Source organism: Streptomyces sp. NPDC050738, from assembly GCF_040654175.1.
Classification (GTDB): domain Bacteria; phylum Actinomycetota; class Actinomycetes; order Streptomycetales; family Streptomycetaceae; genus Streptomyces.
In genome coordinates, this window is record NZ_JBFAHN010000003.1 from 613886 (window position 1) to 632795 (window position 18910).

The 18910-nt window shown below is 70.3% G+C and carries 17 protein-coding genes; 8 read left to right on the forward strand and 9 right to left on the reverse strand.

The window, feature by feature from the left end; genetic code table 11:
• The first annotated feature begins 40 nt into the window (after positions 1–40).
• Positions 41–2554: a DUF4132 domain-containing protein gene (locus AB0H78_RS11040; protein WP_363233970.1), complete on the forward strand. Its 2514-nt coding sequence runs from the start codon at positions 41–43 to the stop codon at positions 2552–2554.
• Here AB0H78_RS11040 and AB0H78_RS11045 read toward each other — a convergent pair.
• On the reverse strand, positions 2532–4913 hold the full coding sequence (locus AB0H78_RS11045; RefSeq protein WP_363233971.1) for an MMPL family transporter: 2382 nt from the start codon (positions 4911–4913) through the stop codon (positions 2532–2534). The genes AB0H78_RS11040 and AB0H78_RS11045 overlap by 23 nt on opposite strands.
• 154 nt (positions 4914–5067) lie before the next feature.
• On the opposite strand from AB0H78_RS11045, the gene AB0H78_RS11050 reads away from it, so the two are divergent.
• Together AB0H78_RS11050 and AB0H78_RS11055 are read left to right on the forward strand one after the other, a co-directional pair.
• Entirely contained in the window at positions 5068–5754 is a 687-nt protein-coding gene (locus AB0H78_RS11050; RefSeq protein WP_363233972.1) for a response regulator transcription factor, read from the forward strand.
• Between the two features lie 5 nt (positions 5755–5759).
• Positions 5760–7232 (forward strand): HAMP domain-containing sensor histidine kinase, encoded by a 1473-nt coding sequence (locus AB0H78_RS11055; protein ID WP_363233973.1) that lies wholly within the window; start codon positions 5760–5762, stop codon positions 7230–7232.
• 26 nt (positions 7233–7258) lie between these two features.
• Here AB0H78_RS11055 and AB0H78_RS11060 read toward each other — a convergent pair whose 3' ends face one another.
• The gene (locus tag AB0H78_RS11060; RefSeq protein ID WP_363233974.1) at positions 7259–8815 is read right to left on the reverse strand and encodes an ABC transporter substrate-binding protein; all 1557 of its coding nucleotides are present in this window, start codon (positions 8813–8815) and stop codon (positions 7259–7261) included.
• A gap of 99 nt (positions 8816–8914) precedes the next feature.
• Positions 8915–9187, reverse strand: a complete 273-nt coding sequence (locus tag AB0H78_RS11065) for a hypothetical protein (RefSeq protein ID WP_363233975.1) — start codon at positions 9185–9187, stop codon at positions 8915–8917.
• 121 nt (positions 9188–9308) lie between these two features.
• Between AB0H78_RS11065 and AB0H78_RS11070 the strand changes: the two genes are divergently transcribed.
• On the forward strand, positions 9309–10541 hold the full coding sequence (locus AB0H78_RS11070) for a D-alanyl-D-alanine carboxypeptidase (RefSeq protein ID WP_363233976.1): 1233 nt from the start codon (positions 9309–9311) through the stop codon (positions 10539–10541).
• Here the strand turns inward: AB0H78_RS11070 and AB0H78_RS11075 are convergent.
• The 4 genes from AB0H78_RS11075 to AB0H78_RS11090 are packed head-to-tail and all read right to left on the reverse strand — an operon-like array spanning position 10489 to position 13253.
• On the reverse strand, positions 10489–11406 hold the full coding sequence (locus tag AB0H78_RS11075) for a YihY/virulence factor BrkB family protein (RefSeq protein ID WP_363233977.1): 918 nt from the start codon (positions 11404–11406) through the stop codon (positions 10489–10491). The two genes, AB0H78_RS11070 and AB0H78_RS11075, sit on opposite strands and share 53 nt — an antisense overlap.
• A complete protein-coding gene (locus AB0H78_RS11080) occupies positions 11394–11819 on the reverse strand; it encodes a GtrA family protein (RefSeq protein WP_363233978.1) in 426 nt (141 codons plus the stop codon). The genes AB0H78_RS11075 and AB0H78_RS11080 overlap by 13 nt, the downstream gene beginning before the upstream one ends.
• On the reverse strand, positions 11816–12772 hold the full coding sequence (locus AB0H78_RS11085) for a decaprenyl-phosphate phosphoribosyltransferase (RefSeq protein ID WP_363233979.1): 957 nt from the start codon (positions 12770–12772) through the stop codon (positions 11816–11818). The genes AB0H78_RS11080 and AB0H78_RS11085 overlap by 4 nt, the downstream gene beginning before the upstream one ends.
• Positions 12765–13253 (reverse strand): phosphatase PAP2 family protein, encoded by a 489-nt coding sequence (locus AB0H78_RS11090; RefSeq protein ID WP_363234119.1) that lies wholly within the window; start codon positions 13251–13253, stop codon positions 12765–12767. Before AB0H78_RS11090 ends, AB0H78_RS11085 begins: the two co-directional genes overlap by 8 nt.
• 209 nt (positions 13254–13462) lie before the next feature.
• Between AB0H78_RS11090 and AB0H78_RS11095 the strand changes: the two genes are divergently transcribed.
• Both AB0H78_RS11095 and AB0H78_RS11100 read left to right on the forward strand, forming a co-directional pair.
• Positions 13463–14851, forward strand: coding sequence for an FAD-binding oxidoreductase (locus AB0H78_RS11095; RefSeq protein WP_363233980.1), 1389 nt, complete (start codon positions 13463–13465; stop codon positions 14849–14851).
• Positions 14852–14876: 25 nt separating this feature from the next.
• Complete coding sequence (locus tag AB0H78_RS11100; RefSeq protein ID WP_363233981.1) at positions 14877–15632, forward strand: decaprenylphospho-beta-D-erythro-pentofuranosid-2-ulose 2-reductase; 756 nt, start codon at positions 14877–14879, stop codon at positions 15630–15632.
• Positions 15633–15664: 32 nt separating this feature from the next.
• Here AB0H78_RS11100 and AB0H78_RS11105 read toward each other — a convergent pair whose 3' ends face one another.
• Positions 15665–16273: a 2'-5' RNA ligase family protein gene (locus AB0H78_RS11105; protein ID WP_363233982.1), complete on the reverse strand. Its 609-nt coding sequence runs from the start codon at positions 16271–16273 to the stop codon at positions 15665–15667.
• Positions 16274–16352: 79 nt separating this feature from the next.
• Complete coding sequence (gene trpS / locus AB0H78_RS11110) at positions 16353–17366, reverse strand: tryptophan--tRNA ligase (protein WP_363234121.1); 1014 nt, start codon at positions 17364–17366, stop codon at positions 16353–16355.
• 76 nt (positions 17367–17442) lie between these two features.
• Between trpS and AB0H78_RS11115 the strand changes: the two genes are divergently transcribed.
• A complete protein-coding gene (locus AB0H78_RS11115) occupies positions 17443–18048 on the forward strand; it encodes a sigma-70 family RNA polymerase sigma factor (protein WP_363233983.1) in 606 nt (201 codons plus the stop codon).
• Complete coding sequence (locus tag AB0H78_RS11120; RefSeq protein ID WP_363233984.1) at positions 18045–18899, forward strand: hypothetical protein; 855 nt, start codon at positions 18045–18047, stop codon at positions 18897–18899. Before AB0H78_RS11115 ends, AB0H78_RS11120 begins: the two co-directional genes overlap by 4 nt.
• The last annotated feature ends 11 nt before the right edge of the window (positions 18900–18910 follow it).

An 18910-nucleotide genomic window follows, 5' to 3' on the forward strand; every position in this document is an offset into this window, starting at 1 on the left:
TGCCAGGGCCGTTGTCAGTGACGCCTCGTACATTTCCGTTATGACGACTGTGGGTGGGGACCTGGATGCGGCACTGGACGCGGCGTGGGCGAAGGGGCGTGTGCGCGGGACCGAGAGACCGCTGCACACGCTCATCGAATCGCTGGACGCCGGAGGGCGACGGCGGGCGGGGCTGTGGCTGCACCGGAATCTGCGGGCTCACGAGGGGGACGGCGTCACCTCCGGCGCGCTGGCGTGGCTCGCGCGGCAACGACTCGACTGGACTCCGCCCGAAGCCGCCGAGTTGCTGCGCCGGGCCGCGGATTACGACGACTCCAGCTCGCTTCCGTTCCTGTTCCGGCATTTCCTCGCCCAGGTGGAGCTGCCGCTGGCCGCCGTCGAGCAGTCCGGGGTGCCGGGGGACGCCGGACTGCTGCGGATGTTGCGGGAGGCGTCGCTGAAAGCCTGGGGGCCCGAGTCGCGGCTGTCGGTGGTACGGAGCCGCCTGGACGCCCTGCTCACCGCCGCACGCACCACCGCCCACGCCACGGCCGACGGTACGGGCCTGCCGCTCACGATCCTCGACGAACTCGACGCGTACGGGCCCGCCATGCGGTCCGCCCACCGTGACCTGCTCGCCTCCGAGGGGATCGCCGACTTCCTCGTGCACTGCGCGACACAGGACAAGGTGAGGGCCACGCAGCGGTGGCGGAAGAAGGCACGTCCGCTGCTCGCCGGCGCCGCACGCGGGACGGAAGCCCTGCGCACCCTGCTGGAAGGGGTGGCGGCACAGGAAGAGCATTCCGTCAGCGGACTGTCCGGCTTCTGGGGGACGAGCTGGTGGAGCATCACCAGTGACGCCAACGCCCAGTTGGTGCGCGGACTGTTGTGGGCAGCCGCGGACCTGAAGGGCGACTGGGTCGTGCCTCTCCTCGGTGACGTGGCTCTCAACGCCGGTACGGGGCTCGGTGGTCAGGGCGGGCAGAGTCGCAGCGGGAAGATCGCGACCACCGCCGTTGCGGTCCTCGGCACCTTCGACGGGGTGCAGGGCGAGCAGGCCGCGCAGCGGCTCGGCACGCTGAGGGACAAGCTGCGCAATCGGACCGTACTGAAGGGGATCAGCGCGTCGTTGGAGTCCGTGGCCGAGCGGAGCGGAGTCACCCCGGGCATGCTGCGCGAGCGCGCTGTGCCGGACTGCGACATCGATGCGCGCGGCGTACGGGAGGTGCCGTTCGGTGCCTACACGGGTGTGCTGTCGGTGCACGCACCGGGGATGGCGACGCTCGGCTTCCACGGGCCCGAAGGACGAGTGCTGAAGTCCGCCCCCAAGGCGGTGAAAGAGGAGCACGGGCCTCAACTCACCGCGCTGAAGCGCGAGCTGAAGCAGGTGCGGGCGCTGCTCACCGGCGAGCGCACCCGGCTGGAGGAGCAACTGACCGCGGACACCCGCTGGAGCGCCCACGACTGGCAGTCGTACTCCATGGATCATCCCGTTACCGGCACCCTGGCCCGCGGACTGATCTGGGAGGTACGGCGCACGGACGGCGGCACCTGGAGCGCCGGGCTCCCCGAACGTGCGGACGGCGGCTGGGGGCTGGTCGCGACGGACGGCGCATCCGTCCCCGTGACCGATGGAGACCGGCTGCGCCTCTGGCATCCGATGCGCGCCGACGCCGAGGACGTACGCGCCTGGCGCGAGGAGATCACCCGGCGCGAGCTGCGCCAGCCCTTCAAGCAGGCTTTCCGCGAGATCTATCCGCTCACCCCCGCCGAAGTCGGGACCCTGGAGTACTCCAACCGCTTCGCAGGCCACATCCTGCGCTACGGCCAGGCAAGGGCGCTGATGGCCGAGCGGGGCTGGAGCGGAGGCCACCTCGGGTACTACAGCGACGGCGGAAGCGCGGAGATGGTCCGCGAGCTCCCCGAACCGGGTCATCTGCCGTCCAAGGAGAGCGAGTTCTGGCGGGCGAGCTTCTTCATCGAACTGGCCGGCGGACGAGAGGACGGGCTCGCCACTCTCTGCGCCACGGACCAGGTCCGCTTCGAACGCCGCCACGGCCCCCGTGGTCCCTGGGAACCCGCCGAGCTGACCGGCGTACCCCCGCTGCTGCTCTCCGAGGCGATGCGGGATGTGGATCTCTTCGTTGGGGTCACGTCCATCGGCGCCGACCCCGAGTGGCAGGACCGGGGCACGGGGCGGGGGTACGGCCGGTACTGGGAGAGCTGGTCCTTCGGTGAGCTGACGGAGTCGGCGCGGATCCGCAAGGAGACCCTGGCACGGCTGCTCCCCCGCACGCGCATAGCCGACCGCGTCGAGCTGACCGACCGCTTTCTGCGCGTACGGGGTGAGCTGCGTACCTACCGGATCCATCTCGGATCCGGGAACATCCTGATGGAGCCGGACGACGCGTATCTGTGCATCGTGACCCATCGCGGGCCCGCCGCCGGGGACAGGCTGTTCCTGCCCTTCGAGGAGGACGGCGGACTGCTGTCGGTGATCCTCTCGAAGGCGTTCCTGCTGGCCGGCGACGACCGGATCACCGACCGCACGATCACTGCACAGCTGCGCCGCTGAGCACCATGTCGTGGACCAACGGCTGTTCCCCTACGTGGACATGGCGGGCCAGCGGTTCGTACAGGCCCGTCGTCGCGGCCAGCAGATAGGGGCCGGGTGAGGGGACGGCCAGGATGTACGAGCCGTCCGCGAGCGAGGTGACCCGGTCCAGTTGGCGGCCGCCCACCGAGAGCAGGGTGAGCACCGCATCGGCGACCGGTTCGCCCTCGGGGGTGCGTACGAAACCGTGTATGACCTGCACAGGGGTCTCCTCTGTCGGTTCGGTCGCCGGACGGTCCTCGTGCGGCTCCACCGCAAGGTGCGGCAGGCGCTTCTCCAGGCCTGCCGGGAGCCACCAGTTGGCGCGGCCCAGCAGGTGCATCGCCGCGGGCACCAGTGCCGTACGGAGGATGAAGGCGTCCAGGGCCACCGCCGCCGCCAGGCCGATTCCCGCCATCGCGCCCTCCACGTCGCCGCTCAGGACGAACGCGCTGAAGACACAGATCATGATCAGGGCCGCGCAGTTGATGACCCGGCTCGTCTCGGCGAGGCCGATGCGGACCGCTCGGGCGTTGTCGCGGGTGTGCACCCACTCCTCGTGCATCCGGCTGACCAGGAAGACCTGGTAGTCCATCGAGAGGCCGAAGAGGAGGGAGAGCATGATGACGGGGAGGAAGGCCGTGATCGGGCCCGCCTTCGCGTCGAGAAGGCTTGCTCCCCAGCCCCATTGGAAGATCGCCACCAGCACTCCGAAGGATGCCGCCGCCGCGACCAGGTTCATGATCGCCGCCATCAGCGGGACCACCAGGGAGCGGAAGGCGACGAGGAGGAGCAGGAAGCCCAGGCCGATGATCGTGGCCACGAAGTAGGGCAGGCGGGAGCCCGTCACCGCCGCGAAGTCCTTGAAGGTCGCCGTCACCCCGCCGACATTCGCGGGGATGTGCGACGCCGGAATGACCTCGTCCCTGAGGCGGTCGATGAGTTCGGCCGTCTCCTCCGACTGCGGCGACGTCGTCGGGACCACCTGGATCACCGAGATGCCGTGCGACGGCGGGGCCGCCACCACCTGGGCCACGCCCTCCGTCGCCTTGATCCGCTGGACCAGGTCGCCGGTGTCGGAACGCTGGGTGACCACCTGGAGCGGGCCGTTGAAGCCGGGGCCGAAGCCTTCGGCGAGCATGTCGTACGCCTGGCGGGTCGTCGTCGACTTGGGCTGGTTGCCCTGGTCGGACGCGCCCAGGCGCAGGGAGAAGACCGGGATCGCGAGGACGCCCATCACCACCAGGGCCACGAGGGACACCCAGCGCGGGCGCTTCTGTACGTAAGCCGACCAGCGCGCCGCCGCACCCTGCGCATCACCCGTCAGCGGGCCCTCCGCCGCCAGCTTCCTGCGCTGCCTGCGGCTCAGGACGCGCGGGCCGAGCAGGCCGAACAGGGCGGGGAGCAGGGTCGTCGCGGCGAGGACGGAGAGGACGACCGTGAGGGACGTCGCGATGACGACCCCGTTGAGGAAGGCCAGGCGCATCACCAGCATCCCGGCCAGCGCGATGCACACCGTGCCGCCCGCGAACAGCACCGCGCGGCCCGAGGTGTTCTGCGCGGTGACCGCCGACTCCTCGGGGTCGAGACCGCGCAGGATGCCCTTGCGGTGACGGGTGACGATGAACAGCGCGTAGTCGATGCCCACCCCCAGCCCGATCAACGAGCCGAGCAGCGGGGCGAATTCGGGGATGTCGGTGACGTGGCTGAGGAGCGTCGTCCCCATCGCGCCCATGCCCACGCCGAAGATCGCGATGGTGATCGGCAGCAGCATCGAGAAGAACGCGCCGAAGGCCAGGAAGAGGACGACCGCCGCCGCCAGGATCCCGACGCCCTCGGACAGGCCTTGCGGCGACTGCTGGATGCGGGTGATCGCCTGGCCGCCCAGCTCCACCTTCAGTCCGTCGCCGGCCGCGTCGTGCGCCCGGTCGACGACGTCCTGGACGAGTTCCTTGGGTACGGAGTCGGCCCGCTCGGCGAAGGTGACCTGCGCGTACGCGGTACGGCCGTCCGCGCTCGGCCGCGCCGCGCTCACCTCGCCCACGCCCGGCATGGCCGCGATGGCCTTGAGCGCGGGATCGATCCTGCTCCGTACGGCCGCGTCGGACACCTTCCCCGACGACGTACGCCACACGACGGTGTCCGTGTCGCCCGACGCCTCCGGGAAGGCCTTGTTCATCAGGGAGTACGCCCGCGTGGAGTCGGTGTCCGGCAGGCTGAAGACGTTCGAGTAATTGGTGCCGACGGCCGCGCCGCCCGCTCCCAGGCCGACCAGCGCCCCCACCCACAGCAACAGGACCACCAGCCGGTGCCGGTAGCACCACCTTGCCAATGCCGCCACGATTCATGCCCTTCTCGTCGACTTGTGTGGGTCCCCCGAGCCGCTCCCAGCATCGGGCCCGGTCCGCTCCCAGCACGGTCCGCGGCCATGACTCTCAAGGAACTCCAAGACAGCGGCCGCTGTTCAGTACAACGGCCGGACGGATACTGGGGACATGAGCCAATCTCCGGCGACCGTCCTCATCGTTGAAGACGAGCCGAGCATCGCGGACGTCCTGTCCATCGCTCTGCGCTACCACCGCTTCGAGGTGGTGACCGCGGGTTCCGTACGGGAAGCCGCCGCCCTGCTCCGCGAGCTGCGCCCCGACGCGGCACTGCTCGACGTGATGCTCCCTGACGGTGACGGGCGGCTGCTCGGACGGGAGTTGAGGGAGCTGCACCCGGAGACGGCGATCGTCTTCCTCACCGCGCGCGACGCCCCCGCCGACATCGTCGGCGGCCTCGCGCTGGGCGACGACTACATCACCAAGCCGTTCAACATCGACGAGGTGATCGCCCGCATCCGGGCGGTCCTGCGCCGCACGAAGCCCGAGGACGTCCTGCCCGCCCGCCCTCCGCTGCGCCATGGCGACCTGGAGCTGGACGAGTCGACGTACACCGTGCGCAGGGCAGGGGGCGCGGTGGACCTCACCCCGACCGAGTACGCGCTGCTGCGCTTCCTCGTGCGCAACGCGGGCACCGTCGTCACCAAGGAGCAGCTCCTGCGGCACGTCTGGCGCTACGAGCACGCCGCGGAGTCCACGGTCGTCGAGACCTACATCAGCTATCTGCGCCGCAAGCTCGACCCGCTCGGACCGCCGCTGATCACCACGCGGCGCGGCGTCGGATACGGGCTGGCCTGACGCACATGACCCGGATACGCCCGCGCCGGCACCATCTGCGCTCCCTGCGCGGCAAGTTGACCATGGCCACGGTGCTGCTGCTCGCCATAGGTATCGTCGCCGCGACCGCGATCAGCCTCATGGGCATGCGCCACTACCTCATCGACTCCACCGACTCCGGGCTGAAGAACTCCCGTACCGCAGTGCGCAACATGGGTCTCACCCTGGACCAGATCGAGACGCTGACGTCGCTCGCATCCGTACGGGACCAGCTCACCGGAGTCGGCGGCCAGGGCGGCATCCTGCCGCGCCCGGAGTCGCTTTTCGTCCCCCTGGACCAGCACGGCAAAGCCCTCGCCTTCGGCTCCATCGCCCCGACCGCACGCCAGCAGGCCCTGGCCCGCGCGGTGCACGACCCCGCGGCCGTCGCCGCGTCCGACGCGATCAGCGACATCACGCTGGACGGCGATCCCTACCGTATGACGGCCGTACGCCTGAAGGACGGCACGGTGATCGTGATGGCGGCCTCCACCAAGGCCGTGCACGACAGCATCAAGAAGGCCCTCAAGCTCGATCTGTCCGTCGGGACCGGGCTGTTGGTGATGCTCGCCTTCTTCACGATGTGGGGCGCGCGACAGCGGCTGCGGCCGCTGGAGGACATGGTCGAGACGGCGTCCGCCATCGCGGACGGCGATCTGACCAGACGCGTACCGCCGCGCGCGGGGATGGTCCTGGAGGTCGACCAGCTGCGGGTCGCGCTCAACACCATGCTCCAGCAGGTGGAGTCGGCGTACGGCACCCGGGAGCGCTCCGCCGCCCAGCTGCGCCGCTTCGTCGCGGACGCCTCGCACGAGCTGCGCACCCCGCTCTCGGCGATCCGCGGCTATCTGCAGCTGTACGACAAGGGGATGCTCCGCGAGCCCGCGGACCGGACGCGCGCCCTGCGGCGGATGAACGCCGAAGCGGACCGGATGGGGCACCTCGTCGACGAGCTCCTCACCCTGGCCCGCCTCGACCAGACGCCCGAACTACGGCTGCGCGAGGTCGACTTGAGCCTGCTGGTACGCGACGCCGCCGAGGATCTGCGGGCCCAGCAGCCGGAGCGTCCGGTGGAAGTGGCCGCGGACGGGGCGATGTTCGTGCACGCGGACGAGTCGGGGCTGCGCCAGCTGGTCGGCAATCTCCTCGCCAACATCCGGGCGCACACGCCCCCGCAGGCCGCCGTACGCGTGGAACTGGAGCGCGCCGACGGGGTCGTACGGCTGCGCATCGCCGACCGGGGGCCCGGGATGTGCTCCGAGGACGCGGACCGGATATTCGACCGGTTCTTCCGGTCGGGGGGCGGCGCGGGCAGCGGCCTCGGCATGGCGATCGTGCTGGCCGTGGCGGACGCGCACAAGGGCGGCGTGACGGTGGAGACGGCGCCGGGGGCGGGGCTCGCGGTGACCGTGAGCCTGCCGTGCCGGCGCCCCGCCGGGGCGGCGGTCGGTACCCCGTAGCCCTGCAGGCCTGGAGCCCTGCGGCCCTACAGCCAGCCCAGTTCCCAGATGCGCCACACGCCCGTGCCGTCCGAGAGGTACTGGCCGCCCGAGATGTCCTTGTTGGTCAGGACGTAGTCCGTGCGCTGCCAGAGCGGGATCACCGGCACCTGCTCGGCCACCATGTCCTGGATGTCGCGGAAGAGCTGGGTGGTGCGGCCGCGGTCGCTGAACTGCTGCGTCTCGTTGATCAGGCTGTCGATCCGCGCGTTGCTGAAGGCGTTGGCGTAGCTGTTCTCGGTGCCGACGAGCGGCTGGCTGTAGTTCTCCGCGTCCGGGTAGTCGGCGATCCAGCCGACGGCGTACGCGTCGTACTTGCCGTGCGTGTAGTTCTTCTGGAACGCCGTCCAGTCGCTCTCGCCCGCGAGCTTCACCTTGAAGACGCCGCCGTTCTCCAGCTGCTTCTTCAGGAGCGCCGCTTCCCTGTCGGTCACGCTGGTCGCGGAGTAGCCGAGGGTGATGGTCACCGGAGTGTGCACGCCGGCGTCGGCCGCGAGCTCCTTGGCCTTGGCCGGGTCGACCTTCGTGTACGTGTCGAAGAACGCGGTGCTGTGTCCGGCGTAGCCCTGCGGGATCAGCGAGTAGAGCGGCTCGACCGTGCCTTCGTAGACCTCGGAGGCCAGGCGGGAGCGGTCGATCAGATTGGCCGCGGCCTGTCGCAGCGCGACCTGGTTCATGGGCGAGGACTTGCGCACGTTGAAGATGAGGTTGCGGGTCTCGTTGCCCGCGACCTCGTTGACATGCGCCGAGGTGTCGCCGGGAGTGAGCGCGGAGAGGACCTTGGGCGGCAGCTCCCGGTGGGTCGCGTCCACCTTCTTCTGCTCCCAGGCCTTGTCGAGCGCCTCGGGCTGCTTGAAGTACTCGACCTCGATCGGCACGCCGGTCCTGGTGATGGCGCCCTTGTACTTCGTGTTGGGCTCCAGCGTCGCGCTGACCCCCTTCTTGTACGCCTTGAGGACGTACGGACCCGAGCCGGCCACCGTGGTGCCCTCGAGGCCCTTGTCCGCGGGGTACACGGTGTGGTCGACGATCGCGCCCGCTCCGGTGGCGATCTTCGAGGCGAAGGTCGCGTCACGGGTCTTCAGGTGGAAGGTGACCTTGTCGCCGACCGCGTCGATCTTCGCGATCGTGGTGAGCAGCGGGCCGGGCCCGCTGTCGTTGTCGATGTTCCGCACCCGGTCCAGCGAGAACTTGACGTCCTCCGCCGTGAGCCGGTTCCCGTTGGAGAAGTGGAGGTCGTCGCGCATCGTGCAGCTGAAGGTGCGCAGCGAGGCGTCGGTGAAGCCGCATTCCTTGGCCGCGTCCGGCTCCGGCGTCGCCGATCCCCGGGGGAAGGTCATCAGCGACTGGTAGAGGGCGCTGTAGAGCGCCCAGGAGCCTGCGTCGTAGGCGAGCGCGGGATCGAGGGAGGAGACGTCGTCCGTCGTCCCCAACCTGATCTGCGTCTTTTTCACGCCACTGTCGGGCAGCAGCTGCCAGGCACCCACGCCGGCTATCGCCAAGACGACACACATCACCAGAATCCGAAGACGGATCGACCGCATTGTCGCGCTCTCCTCAGCAACCCCACCCGCATATTGGCGCTCACCCAATCACAAGGGTTTCACCACCGGAAGAGGCTTTTGCCCGGCGACGCCAAGTCGTTAGCTGACGGACGCCGAGGAGCTCTCCGCGGCCTGTTCGCTCCGCAGGGCCCGCACTCCACGGAACCCGATCACGCCAACCGCCGTCCCCAGGAGAAAGGACGTAATGGCGAGCAGCAGATGGACCCAGAAGTACGCGGTCGGGTCACCCGCGTCGTCGAAGGCGAGACCGCTGCCGTCCTTCACCAGATTCTTGACGAAAGTGATCCAGATGAACCAGGACCACACCCCGAAGGCGAGCAGGAACCAGGAGACGGGGCGACTGAGCTTCATACGTCCAGTATTGCCCCCGTACTCCGGGCGGCCGCGCCGGGGTGGGCCGGGGGTGGGCCCTGTCCGGCGGTTCACCACCGCGGTGTGGGCGGACGGCGTACGGCCCTGTACGTTCTCGTCCGTGTCTGCCGTGAAAAAGACCGCCCTGACGGTCCTCGCCGCCGCGTTGCTGCCCGCCCTGTCCGCCGCGCCCGCCGTCGCGGCCGGTGAGGCGGACGACCCGAAACCACCTGCCCGGATGTCCAGGGTCGGCGGCGACACGCTCGGTCTGGCGGGTACGCAGGTGAAGCTGGGCGCCGGTGCCCCCGTCGTCCCGAAGGACGTGTCCGGGCGGTCGTGGATCGTCGCGGACGCCGAGACGGGCGCCGTCCTCGCCTCGCACAACGCGCACTGGCGGCTGGCCCCGGCCTCGACGCTGAAGATGCTCTTCGCGGACACCGTCCTGCCGAAGTTCCCCAAGACGCAGACCCACAAGGTGCTCCCCTCCGACCTGGCCGGCATGGGTGACGGCTCCAGCCTCGTCGGCATCAAGGAGGACCTCACCTACACCGTCCACGACCTGTGGCGCGGGGTCTTCCTGCGCTCGGGCAACGACGCGGTGCATGTCCTCTCCGCCATGAACGGCGGCGTCCCCAAGACGGTGACCGACATGCAGCGGCACGCCGAGGAGCTGCAGGCCCTGGACACCCATGTGGTGTCGCCGGACGGTTACGACGCCCCGGGTCAGGTCTCCAGTGCGTACGACCTCACGCTCTTCGCCCGCAACGGCATGCAGAAGGCGGACTTCCGCGAGTACTGCTCCACGGCGGACGCCCAGTTCCCCGGCGTCCAGAAGAAGGGCAAGAAGCGCGAGACCTTCGGCATCCAGAACACCAACCGTCTGCTGACCGGCGCCAACGGCGTCACCCAGTACCCGGGCATCGCGGGCGTCAAGAACGGCAACACGACGCATGCCGGCGCGACCTTCACGGGTGTTGCCGAGCGCAACGGCCACGTCCTGCTGGTCACCGTCATGAACCCGGGCTCGACCGAGAGCCAGGCGGTCTACAAGGAGGCCGCCAGGCTGCTCGACTGGGGCTTCGCCTCGGTCGGGAAGGTCACTCCCGTAGGTGAACTCGTCGCTCCCAAGTCGGCGAAGCTCGGCGGCTCGGACAAGCCGGCCACGCAGCAGGACGGCAAGGGCAAGAAGGGCCCGGCGACGGCAGCGGCCGTCACGGCCAAGGACGGTTCCAGCGGGGTCGGCATCGCACTCGCCGTCGCGGGCGGGCTGCTGATCGTGCTGGCGGCCGGGGTGTTCCTGGTCAACCGGAAGTGGCCGCTGCCTGATCTGGTACGTCGCCTTCCGCGTCGCTGATCTCCTGCCGCTCGTCGCCGTCGTGCCGCGTCGCCGTCCAGGCGGCGCAGTACAGCATCAGTTTCACGCTGAAGTTGATCCACAGCAGGAGCGCGATGGGGACGCCGAAGGCGCCGTACATGCTCTTGGCCGCGACCCCCTTCATATAGCTGCTGAGCAGGAGTTTCAGCAGCTCGAAGCCGACCGCGCCGATCACCGCGGCGGTCAGCAGACGGCGGCGCGGCGGGTGCACCCCGGGCAGCAGGGTCAGTACGTACAGCAGGACCAGGAAGTCGGCGCAGGCCGCGACCGCGAGGGCGGCGATCTGCAGCACCACGCTGCCCCAGCCGTTCTTTTCGAGCCCCGTCGCGTCCGCGGTCCAGCCGATCGCGGTGGAGCCGATCGCGGATGCGGCGAACGAGGCGAGGACCGCGCCGCCGAGGCCGAGCAGCACACCGCCGTCCTTGAGTTTGCGCAGGAACGGATTGCCTTCCTCGTCCTCCAGCTCCCATACGGCGCGCAGACATTCCCTTATCGAGCCGACCCAGCCGATTCCGGTGAAGAGCAGCAGCGCTCCGGCGACAAGTCCGATGGCGCCCGCATTGGACACCAGCGCTTCCAGATCCAACTGGTCCGAAATTCCCGGGACTTGTTCGGCGAGCTTGTTCTCCATGGAATGCAGCCGCTCATCGGAGAGCAGCGCCGCACCGATTGCGGCAGCAACCGTGATCAGCGGAAAGAGCGCGAGAAAGGAGATGAAAGTGATCGCCGCGGCCAGCCGCGACCAGTGGACCCGCTGGAGCGTTTCGAAACTGCGCCAGGCGTGCGTGCACATCAGCCGGGTCAGCGGCGGCCCGATGACGGGGAGTTTTTTCAGCCAGTCCATGAGGTCCGCGTACCCTCCGCCGCTCGGAATACCAGAGTGCGCGTTCCCCAGAAGCGCAGGCAGGTGGCGAGTGCCATGCCGATGACGGCGCCGGAGAGCGTGTCGGCGCGCGGGGAGGTGAGGCCGAGGCCGTAGTGGGAGACGGCGAGGCAGAGGAGCTGGAGGAGTGCGCCGGCGATGTTCACGCCGAAGAAGACGGCGTACTCGCGCAGGCCCACCTTGCGGCCCCGGTACGTACCGAAGGCGTTGCCGAGGTAGGCGACCGTACAACCGGCGAGGAAGGAGACGGACTTGGCGGTGATCGGGTCCCATCCCGGCGAGGTGCGCAGCCAGACGAAGAGACCGAGATCGGCTGCGTACGCGCAGATCCCGGCCAGCGCGAAGCCCGCGACCTCCTTGGTGCTGATGCTCACAGGTCGGCCACGGCGAGGGCGTACAGGGCGATCCAGACGAGGCCGATGACGGCGAGCGCGCGGTCGTGCAGGACGACGTCCTCGGGGGCTCCTGCGGTGCCCCGGTCGGCGAAGACCGCGTAGCGCAGGATCGCGAGGATGAAGGCGGCCATGGAGAGCTGGCGCCAGGGCAGCAGGCTGCCGTTGGAGGTTCCGCCGCTCTCCATCGCCCACAGGCAGTACGCGAGGACGGCGACGCCCGCGGCCAACTGCCAGACGAAGCGCAGATATCCGGGGGTGTACGCGGAGAGCAGGGCCCGCGTCGCCCCGCCCTTGCCCTCCATCTGGACGGCTTCGGAGTAGCGCTTGGCGGCGACCATGAAGAGCGCGCCGAAGCCCGCGGTGATCAGGAACCAGCGGGAGAGCGGGATGCCGAGGGCGACTCCGCCGATCATCGCGCGCATGAGGAAGCCGGTGGTGACGACGGTGAGGTCGACGACCAGGACGTGCTTGAGCCATACGCAGTAGGCGAGTTGCATGGCGATGTAGCCGGAGAGGATCGCCGCCGTGAGCTCGTTGCACCAGGCGACGGCGGCCGCCGTGGTGAGGACGGCGAGGACGGCCCCGGCGGCGTAGGCGACCAGCACGGGGACCTGGCCTGCGGCGACCGGGCGGCGGCACTTGGTGGGGTGGGCGCGGTCGGCGTCGGCGTCGCGGGCGTCGTTGATGAGATAGACGGCGGATGCGGCTGCCGTGAACAGCACGAAGACCACGAGGAGTTGGCGCACGGTGCCGCGGGTGAGCAGCTCACCGGCGGCCGCGGGCGCGGCGACGACCAGGACGTTCTTGATCCACTGGCGGGGGCGCGCGGTCTTCAGCAGACCGAGCGGCAGGCCGAGCACGGAGGGGCGGAACTGGGGCCCGGGGGACGGGAGTTGGGGCTTGTCGAGGAGTGCGGCACCGGGTTCAGACATGGGCCGCACCCCCCTTCTTCATCCACTGGGCGCCGATCCCCGCGGTCAGCCCGCCGAGCAGCGCTCCTGCGGCCACGTCCGAGGGGTAGTGGACGCCGACGACCAGCCGGGAGACGCACATCATGGCGGCGAGCGGTGGCGCCAGATGGCGGCCCGCGGGGCGCAGCGCACCGAAGGCGACGGCGGCGGCTGCGGCGGAGGTGGCGTGGGAGGAGGGGAAGGAGTGGCGGCCCGCGGTCTTCACCAGGGGCTGTCGGGCGGGGAGTTGGGGGCGCGGGCGCCGTACGAGCCGCTTGATCCCCATGCTCGCGAGGTGCGCGGCGCCGATCAACGCGGTGCCCCGCAGCCAGGCCCCGCGCCGTTCGTGGTCGAGAGTCGCGCCGGTCAGTCCGGCGGCCAGCCACACGGCGCCGTGCTCGCCGCTCCAGGAGAGCGCTCGGGCCGCGGCCGCGATGCGCGGGTCGCCGCCGCAGTCACGCATCGCCGTCAGGAGTCTGTGGTCGGCGTCGATGGTGCTGTCAATGCCGAGGGAACGCACTGCTGTCACCCCTTCTCCGTACAGGGAGTCCGGCCAGTTGGCCGCACGCCGGAGTGACTCTTCTAGGACAAACCCCAACAATCACGACTATGCGGTGTGACACCCTCTTAATCACCCGTTTCGGTGCGTGCGGTAGCGATACGGTCGCCTGTATGCCTGCCGATTCCACGCGAACCCTCACTTCCCAGACACCTTTGCCCTCGGTGACGTCCGTGACCGGTTGGGGCCGCACCGCCCCGACGACGTCGCTGCTGGTCCGCCCGCGTACGTACGAAGAGGCGGCGACCGCAGTGCGCGAATGCGGCGAGCGCGGCGGCATCGCCCGCGGCCTGGGCCGCGCGTACGGCGACGCCGCGCAGAACGCCGGCGGCGCGGTGCTCGACATGACGGGCCTGGACCGGATCCGCAGCATCGATGCGGACGCGGGGGTGGTCGTGTGCGATGCGGGGGTGAGCCTGCACCGGCTGATGGAGGTGCTGCTGCCGCTGGGATGGTTCGTGCCGGTGACGCCGGGGACGCGCTATGTGACGGTCGGCGGGGCGATCGGCGCGGACATTCACGGCAAGAACCACCATGTCTCGGGGTCGTTCTCGCGGCATGTGCACTCGATGGACGTCCTGCTGGCGGACGGATCGGTGCGCACCGCGCTCCCGGACTCGGACCTCTTCGAGGCGACGGCGGGAGGGATGGGGCTGACGGGCGTGATCCTGTCGGCGACGATCCAACTCCACCCGGTGGAAACGTCGTTGATGAGCGTGGACACCGAACGGGCCACGGATCTCGACGACTTGATGTCCCGCCTGACGGCGACGGACGACCAGTACCGCTACTCGGTCGCCTGGATCGACCTGCTGGCACGGGGCGCGGCGATGGGCCGCTCGGTCCTGACGCGCGGCGACCACGCCCCGCTGGACGCGCTGCCGGTACGGGCACGGCGCACGCCGCTGGCCTTCCGTCCGGGTCAACTCCCCTCGGCGCCCTCCTTCTTCCCCGAGGGTCTGCTGGGCCGCAAGTCGGTCTCCGTCTTCAACGAGCTCTGGTACCGCAAGGCGCCGCGCAAACGCACGGGCGAGCTCCAGAAGATCTCCACCTTCTTCCACCCCCTGGACGGCGTCCCGCACTGGAACCGGATCTACGGCCGCAGCGGCTTCGTCCAGTACCAGTTCGTGGTCGGCTACGGCCAGGAGGAGACCCTGCGCCGCATCGTCCAGCGGATCTCCCGCCGGGGCTGCCCGTCCTTCCTCGCGGTCCTCAAGCGCTTCGGCGAGGGCGACCCGGGCTGGCTGTCCTTCCCGATGCCCGGCTGGACGCTGGCCCTGGACATCCCCGCGAACCTCTCCGGCCTGGGCGCCTTCCTCGACGAACTGGACGAGGAGGTGGCGGGGGCGGGCGGCCGCATCTATCTGGCGAAGGACTCACGCCTGCGCCCGGAGAGGCTCGCCGAGATGTACCCGCACCTGCCCCGATTCCGCTCGCTGCGGGCGGAATTGGACCCCACCGGGGTCTTCACCTCGGACCTCTCACGCCGCCTCTCCCTCTAGTTCAGCCAGCATTGGAGCCCACCCCATGAAGGACGCCTTCGGCACCCCCCAGTCCCTGCTCGTCCTCGGCGGCACATCCGAGATCGCCCTGGCCACCGCACGCCGCCTGGTGGCCCGCCGCACCCGTACGGTCTGGCTCGCGGGCCGCCCCTCCCCCGCACTCGACGAGGCGGCGGTCCAGCTGCGCTCGCTGGGTGCGGAGGTCCGCACGGTCGCCTTCGACGCGCTCGACTCGGCGTCGCACGAGGAGGCGCTGGGGAAGGTGTTCGCGGAGGGCGACATCGACATGGTGCTGCTGGCCTTCGGCATCCTCGGCGACCAGTCCCGTGACGAGAGCGAGCCCCTGTCGGCGGTCCGGGTCGCCCAGACGAACTACACGGGCGCGGTCTCGGCGGGCCTGATCTGCGCCAAGGCCCTCCAGGGCCAGGGCCACGGCTCGCTGGTGGTGCTGTCGTCCGTGGCGGGCGAGCGGGCGCGCAGGGCGAACTTCATCTACGGCTCCAGCAAGGCGGGCCTCGACGCCTTCGCACAGGGTCTGGGCGATGCGATGCACGGCACGGGCGTGCACGTGATGGTGGTCCGCCCCGGCTTCGTACGGTCGAAAATGACGGAGGGGCTGGAAGAGGCGCCGCTCGCGACGACCCCGGAGGCGGTGGCGACGGCGATCGAGGCGGGGCTGCGGCGGCGCTCGGAGACGGTGTGGGTGCCGGGGACGCTGCGGGTGGTCATGTCGGCGCTGCGGCACGTGCCGCGGCCGCTGTTCCGCAAGCTGCCGGTCTGAGGCTGCTGGCTGCTTGCCTGCCGGCTGCTCTGCTACGGAAGCGACGGCTCCGCCGGGACCCCGTGCGATGCGTTCTGCGGGGGGATGACGCCGCCGCCGAAGACGAACTCGCGGAGCTTGCGCCAGACGCCGTCGGCGCCCTGTTCGTACAGGGCGAAGGCCGCGCAGGTCCAGGCCGCCTCGAAGTCGGCGAGGGCTGCGTACGCCCGGTCCATCAGCTCGTCGGAGATGGCGTGCGCGACCGTGACGTGTGGGTGGTACGGGAAGTGCAGGTCCCGGGTGAGGGGGCCCGCCGGGTCGCGGACCTGCTGCTGCAGCCAGGCGCAGGCCGAGCCGCCCTCGACCACCTGGACGAAGACGACCGGGGACAGGGGGCGGAAGGTCCCCGTCCCGTAGAGCCGCATCGGGAAGGAGCGGCCCGCCGCCGCGACCTCCGCGAGGTGCAGCTCGATCGCGGGGAGGGCGGCGGCGTCGACCTCGGTCGGCGGCAGCAGGGTGACGTGCGTGGGGATGCCGTGGGCGGCAGGGTCGCCGAAGCCGGCGCGACGGCCCTGGAGCAGGCTGCCGTACGGCTCCGGGACCGCGATCGAAACGCCGAGCGTTACGGTCCCCACGTCGTTCTCCTCCGCTGTCGGGTTCATGCCTTCTGCGTGCAGTGTGGCGCGCAGGCGGGCCTTGTGGCCAGAGTCCTTGGTCAGGCCCTTGGTCCTGTCCTCGGCGTCAGTGCTTGGCGGGGAGGAAACCCACTCGCTCGTACGCCTGGGCGAGTGTCTCCGCCGCCACGGCGCGGGCCTTCTCGGCACCCTTCGCCAGGATTGAGTCCAGCGTCTCGGGGTCGTCCAGATATTCCTGGGTGCGGGTGCGGAAGGGGGTGGCGAAGTCGGTGACGGCTTCGGCCACGTCGCCCTTCAATGCACCGTACATCTTCCCCTCGTAACCGGTCACCAGGTCGGGGACCGAGGTGCCGGTGAGGGTGGAGAGGATGGTGAGGAGGTTGGAGACGCCCGGCTTGTTCTCGGCGTCGAAGGTGATCACGGTGTCGGTGTCGGTGACCGCGCTCTTGACCTTCTTGGCGGAGACCTTGGGCTCGTCGAGAAGGCTGATGACGCCCTTGGGGTTGGCCGCCGACTTGCTCATCTTGGCGGTCGGGACCTGCAGGTCGTAGATCTTCGCCGTCTCTTTGAGGATGTACGGGGAGGGCAGCACGAAGGTCTCGCCGAAGCGGCCGTTGAAGCGCGTCGCGAGGTCGCGGGTCAGCTCGACGTGCTGGCGCTGGTCCTCGCCGACCGGGACCTGGTCGGCCTGGTAGAGCAGGATGTCGGCGACCTGGAGGATCGGGTACGTGAAGAGGCCGACGCTGGCGTTGCCCGTGCCCTGCTTGGCGGACTTGTCCTTGAACTGCGTCATGCGCGAGGCCTCGCCGAAGCCGGTGAGGCAGTTCATGACCCAGGCGAGCTGGGCGTGCTCGGGGACGTGGCTCTGGACGAAGAGCGTGCAGCGCTCGGGGTCGAGGCCGGCGGCGAGCAGCTGGGCCGCGGCGAGGCGCGTATTGGCGCGCAGCTCGGCCGGGTCCTGCGGCACGGTGATCGCGTGCAGGTCGACGACCATGTAGAAGGCGTCGTGGGACTCCTGCAGGGCGACCCACTGGCGGACGGCGCCGAGGTAGTTGCCGAGGTGGAACGAGCCTGCGGTGGGCTGGATTCCGGAGAGCACACGGGGGCGCTCGGAGTGCACGCTGGGACGATCAGAGGCCATGCACACCATTCTCTCAGGTGTGGAACCGATCCCCGTCGGCCGGTGTATGAAAGATGTGAGGACGCGGGAGGGGGGCCTGATCGGCGCTGTCGACGAGGCTGCGGTGATCGCGCGCGTACGGGCCGGGGAGGCGGAGGCGTACGCAGAGCTGGTGCGCGCCCACACAGGCATGGCGATACGGGCTGCGGTGGCCTTCGGGGCGGGGTCGGACGCCGAGGACGTGGTGCAGTGCGCCTTCTTCAAGGCGTACCAGTCCCTGGGGAGCTTTCGGGACGGGGCCGCCTTCCGGCCGTGGCTGCTGCGGATCGTCGTCAATGAGACGAGGAACACACTGCGCTCGGCGGTGCGCCTGCGGTCGGCGACGGGGCGCGAGGCGGCGCTGCTGGAGGCGGAGCCGCTGATACCGGACGCGGCGGATCCGGCGGTGGCGGCGCTGGAGGGCGAGCGCAGGGCACTGCTGCGGGACGCGCTGGGGAAGCTGAGCGAGGAGCACCGGCTCGTCGTCACGTACCGCTATCTGCTGGACATGGACGAGGCGGAGACCGCCGAGGCGCTGGGGTGGCCCAGGGGGACCGTGAAATCCCGGCTGAACAGGGGGCTGAAGAAGCTGGGGCGGCTGATGCCGTCCCCGGACGGGCGGGGAGGAGGTGATGACGCATGAGCGAGAAGGGGATGCCTGAGCTGCCTGAGCTCCCCGAGGAGCTGCGGGATCTGGGGCGGCGGATGTCCGTGCCCGAGGTCGACGAGGAGTCGATGGCCGAGCGGGTGCTGGCGCGGCTCATCGCGGAGTCCGTGCCGGTCCCGGTCCGGGAGGCGGAGACCGGGACCGGGCCCCCGGGCCGGTTCGCGCGGGCGCGGGGCTGGGCGCGGCGGCGCTGGCGGATGCTGATCGCTGCGCTGTCCGGGCTGCTGGTGGTGCTGGTGCTCACGCCTCCGGTGCGGGCGGCGGTGGTGGACTGGTTCGACTTCGACTTCGGCGGGGTCGAGGTGCGGTACTCCCCGGCGCCGACGCCGTCCGCGTCCCCTGCGCCTGCCCCTGCGCCCTCCTCCGCTCCTGTCACTCCGTGGTGCGGGCCTGGGGTGAGCGCGGTGGAGGCGGCGCGGCTGGCCGGGTTCCGGCCGCTGATACCGGCGGAGCTGGGTGCTCCGGACGTGGTCTCGGTGGCGGCGGCCCCGGCGGGGCGGTCGGTGGTGAGCCTGTGCTGGCGCGGGGCGGACGGGCGGACGGTCCGGCTGGACGAGTTCCCTGCGCAGCTGGATCTCGGCTTCTCCAAACAGACCTCGCAGATGCCCGAGTGGCTGCCGCTGGCCGACGGCACCAACGGACTGTGGTTCGCCCAGCCGCATGTGCTGCGCTTCCGGCTGCAGGACGCGCAGGGCGGCGGATGGACCCCCGCCGCACGCGCGACGGGTCCGACGCTGTTGTGGGTGCGCGGCACGACGATGACGCTGCGGCTGGAGGGGGTCGGCTCCTGGACGCGCGCTGTGGCCATCGCCAACTCGGCCCGCTGAAAGGGGAACCC

Coding starts and splice junctions, on each gene's coding strand:
- AB0H78_RS11040 (WP_363233970.1), top strand. CDS start 41: ATGACGACTGTGGGTGGGGACCTGGATGCGGCACTGGACGCGGCGTGG.
- AB0H78_RS11050 (WP_363233972.1), top strand. CDS start 5,068: ATGAGCCAATCTCCGGCGACCGTCCTCATCGTTGAAGACGAGCCGAGC.
- AB0H78_RS11055 (WP_363233973.1), top strand. CDS start 5,760: ATGACCCGGATACGCCCGCGCCGGCACCATCTGCGCTCCCTGCGCGGC.
- AB0H78_RS11060 (WP_363233974.1), bottom strand. CDS start 8,815: ATGCGGTCGATCCGTCTTCGGATTCTGGTGATGTGTGTCGTCTTGGCG.
- AB0H78_RS11065 (WP_363233975.1), bottom strand. CDS start 9,187: ATGAAGCTCAGTCGCCCCGTCTCCTGGTTCCTGCTCGCCTTCGGGGTG.
- AB0H78_RS11075 (WP_363233977.1), bottom strand. CDS start 11,406: ATGGACTGGCTGAAAAAACTCCCCGTCATCGGGCCGCCGCTGACCCGG.
- AB0H78_RS11085 (WP_363233979.1), bottom strand. CDS start 12,772: ATGTCTGAACCCGGTGCCGCACTCCTCGACAAGCCCCAACTCCCGTCC.
- AB0H78_RS11090 (WP_363234119.1), bottom strand. CDS start 13,253: ATGCGTGACTGCGGCGGCGACCCGCGCATCGCGGCCGCGGCCCGAGCG.
- AB0H78_RS11095 (WP_363233980.1), top strand. CDS start 13,463: ATGCCTGCCGATTCCACGCGAACCCTCACTTCCCAGACACCTTTGCCC.
- AB0H78_RS11100 (WP_363233981.1), top strand. CDS start 14,877: ATGAAGGACGCCTTCGGCACCCCCCAGTCCCTGCTCGTCCTCGGCGGC.
- AB0H78_RS11105 (WP_363233982.1), bottom strand. CDS start 16,273: ATGAACCCGACAGCGGAGGAGAACGACGTGGGGACCGTAACGCTCGGC.
- AB0H78_RS11120 (WP_363233984.1), top strand. CDS start 18,045: ATGAGCGAGAAGGGGATGCCTGAGCTGCCTGAGCTCCCCGAGGAGCTG.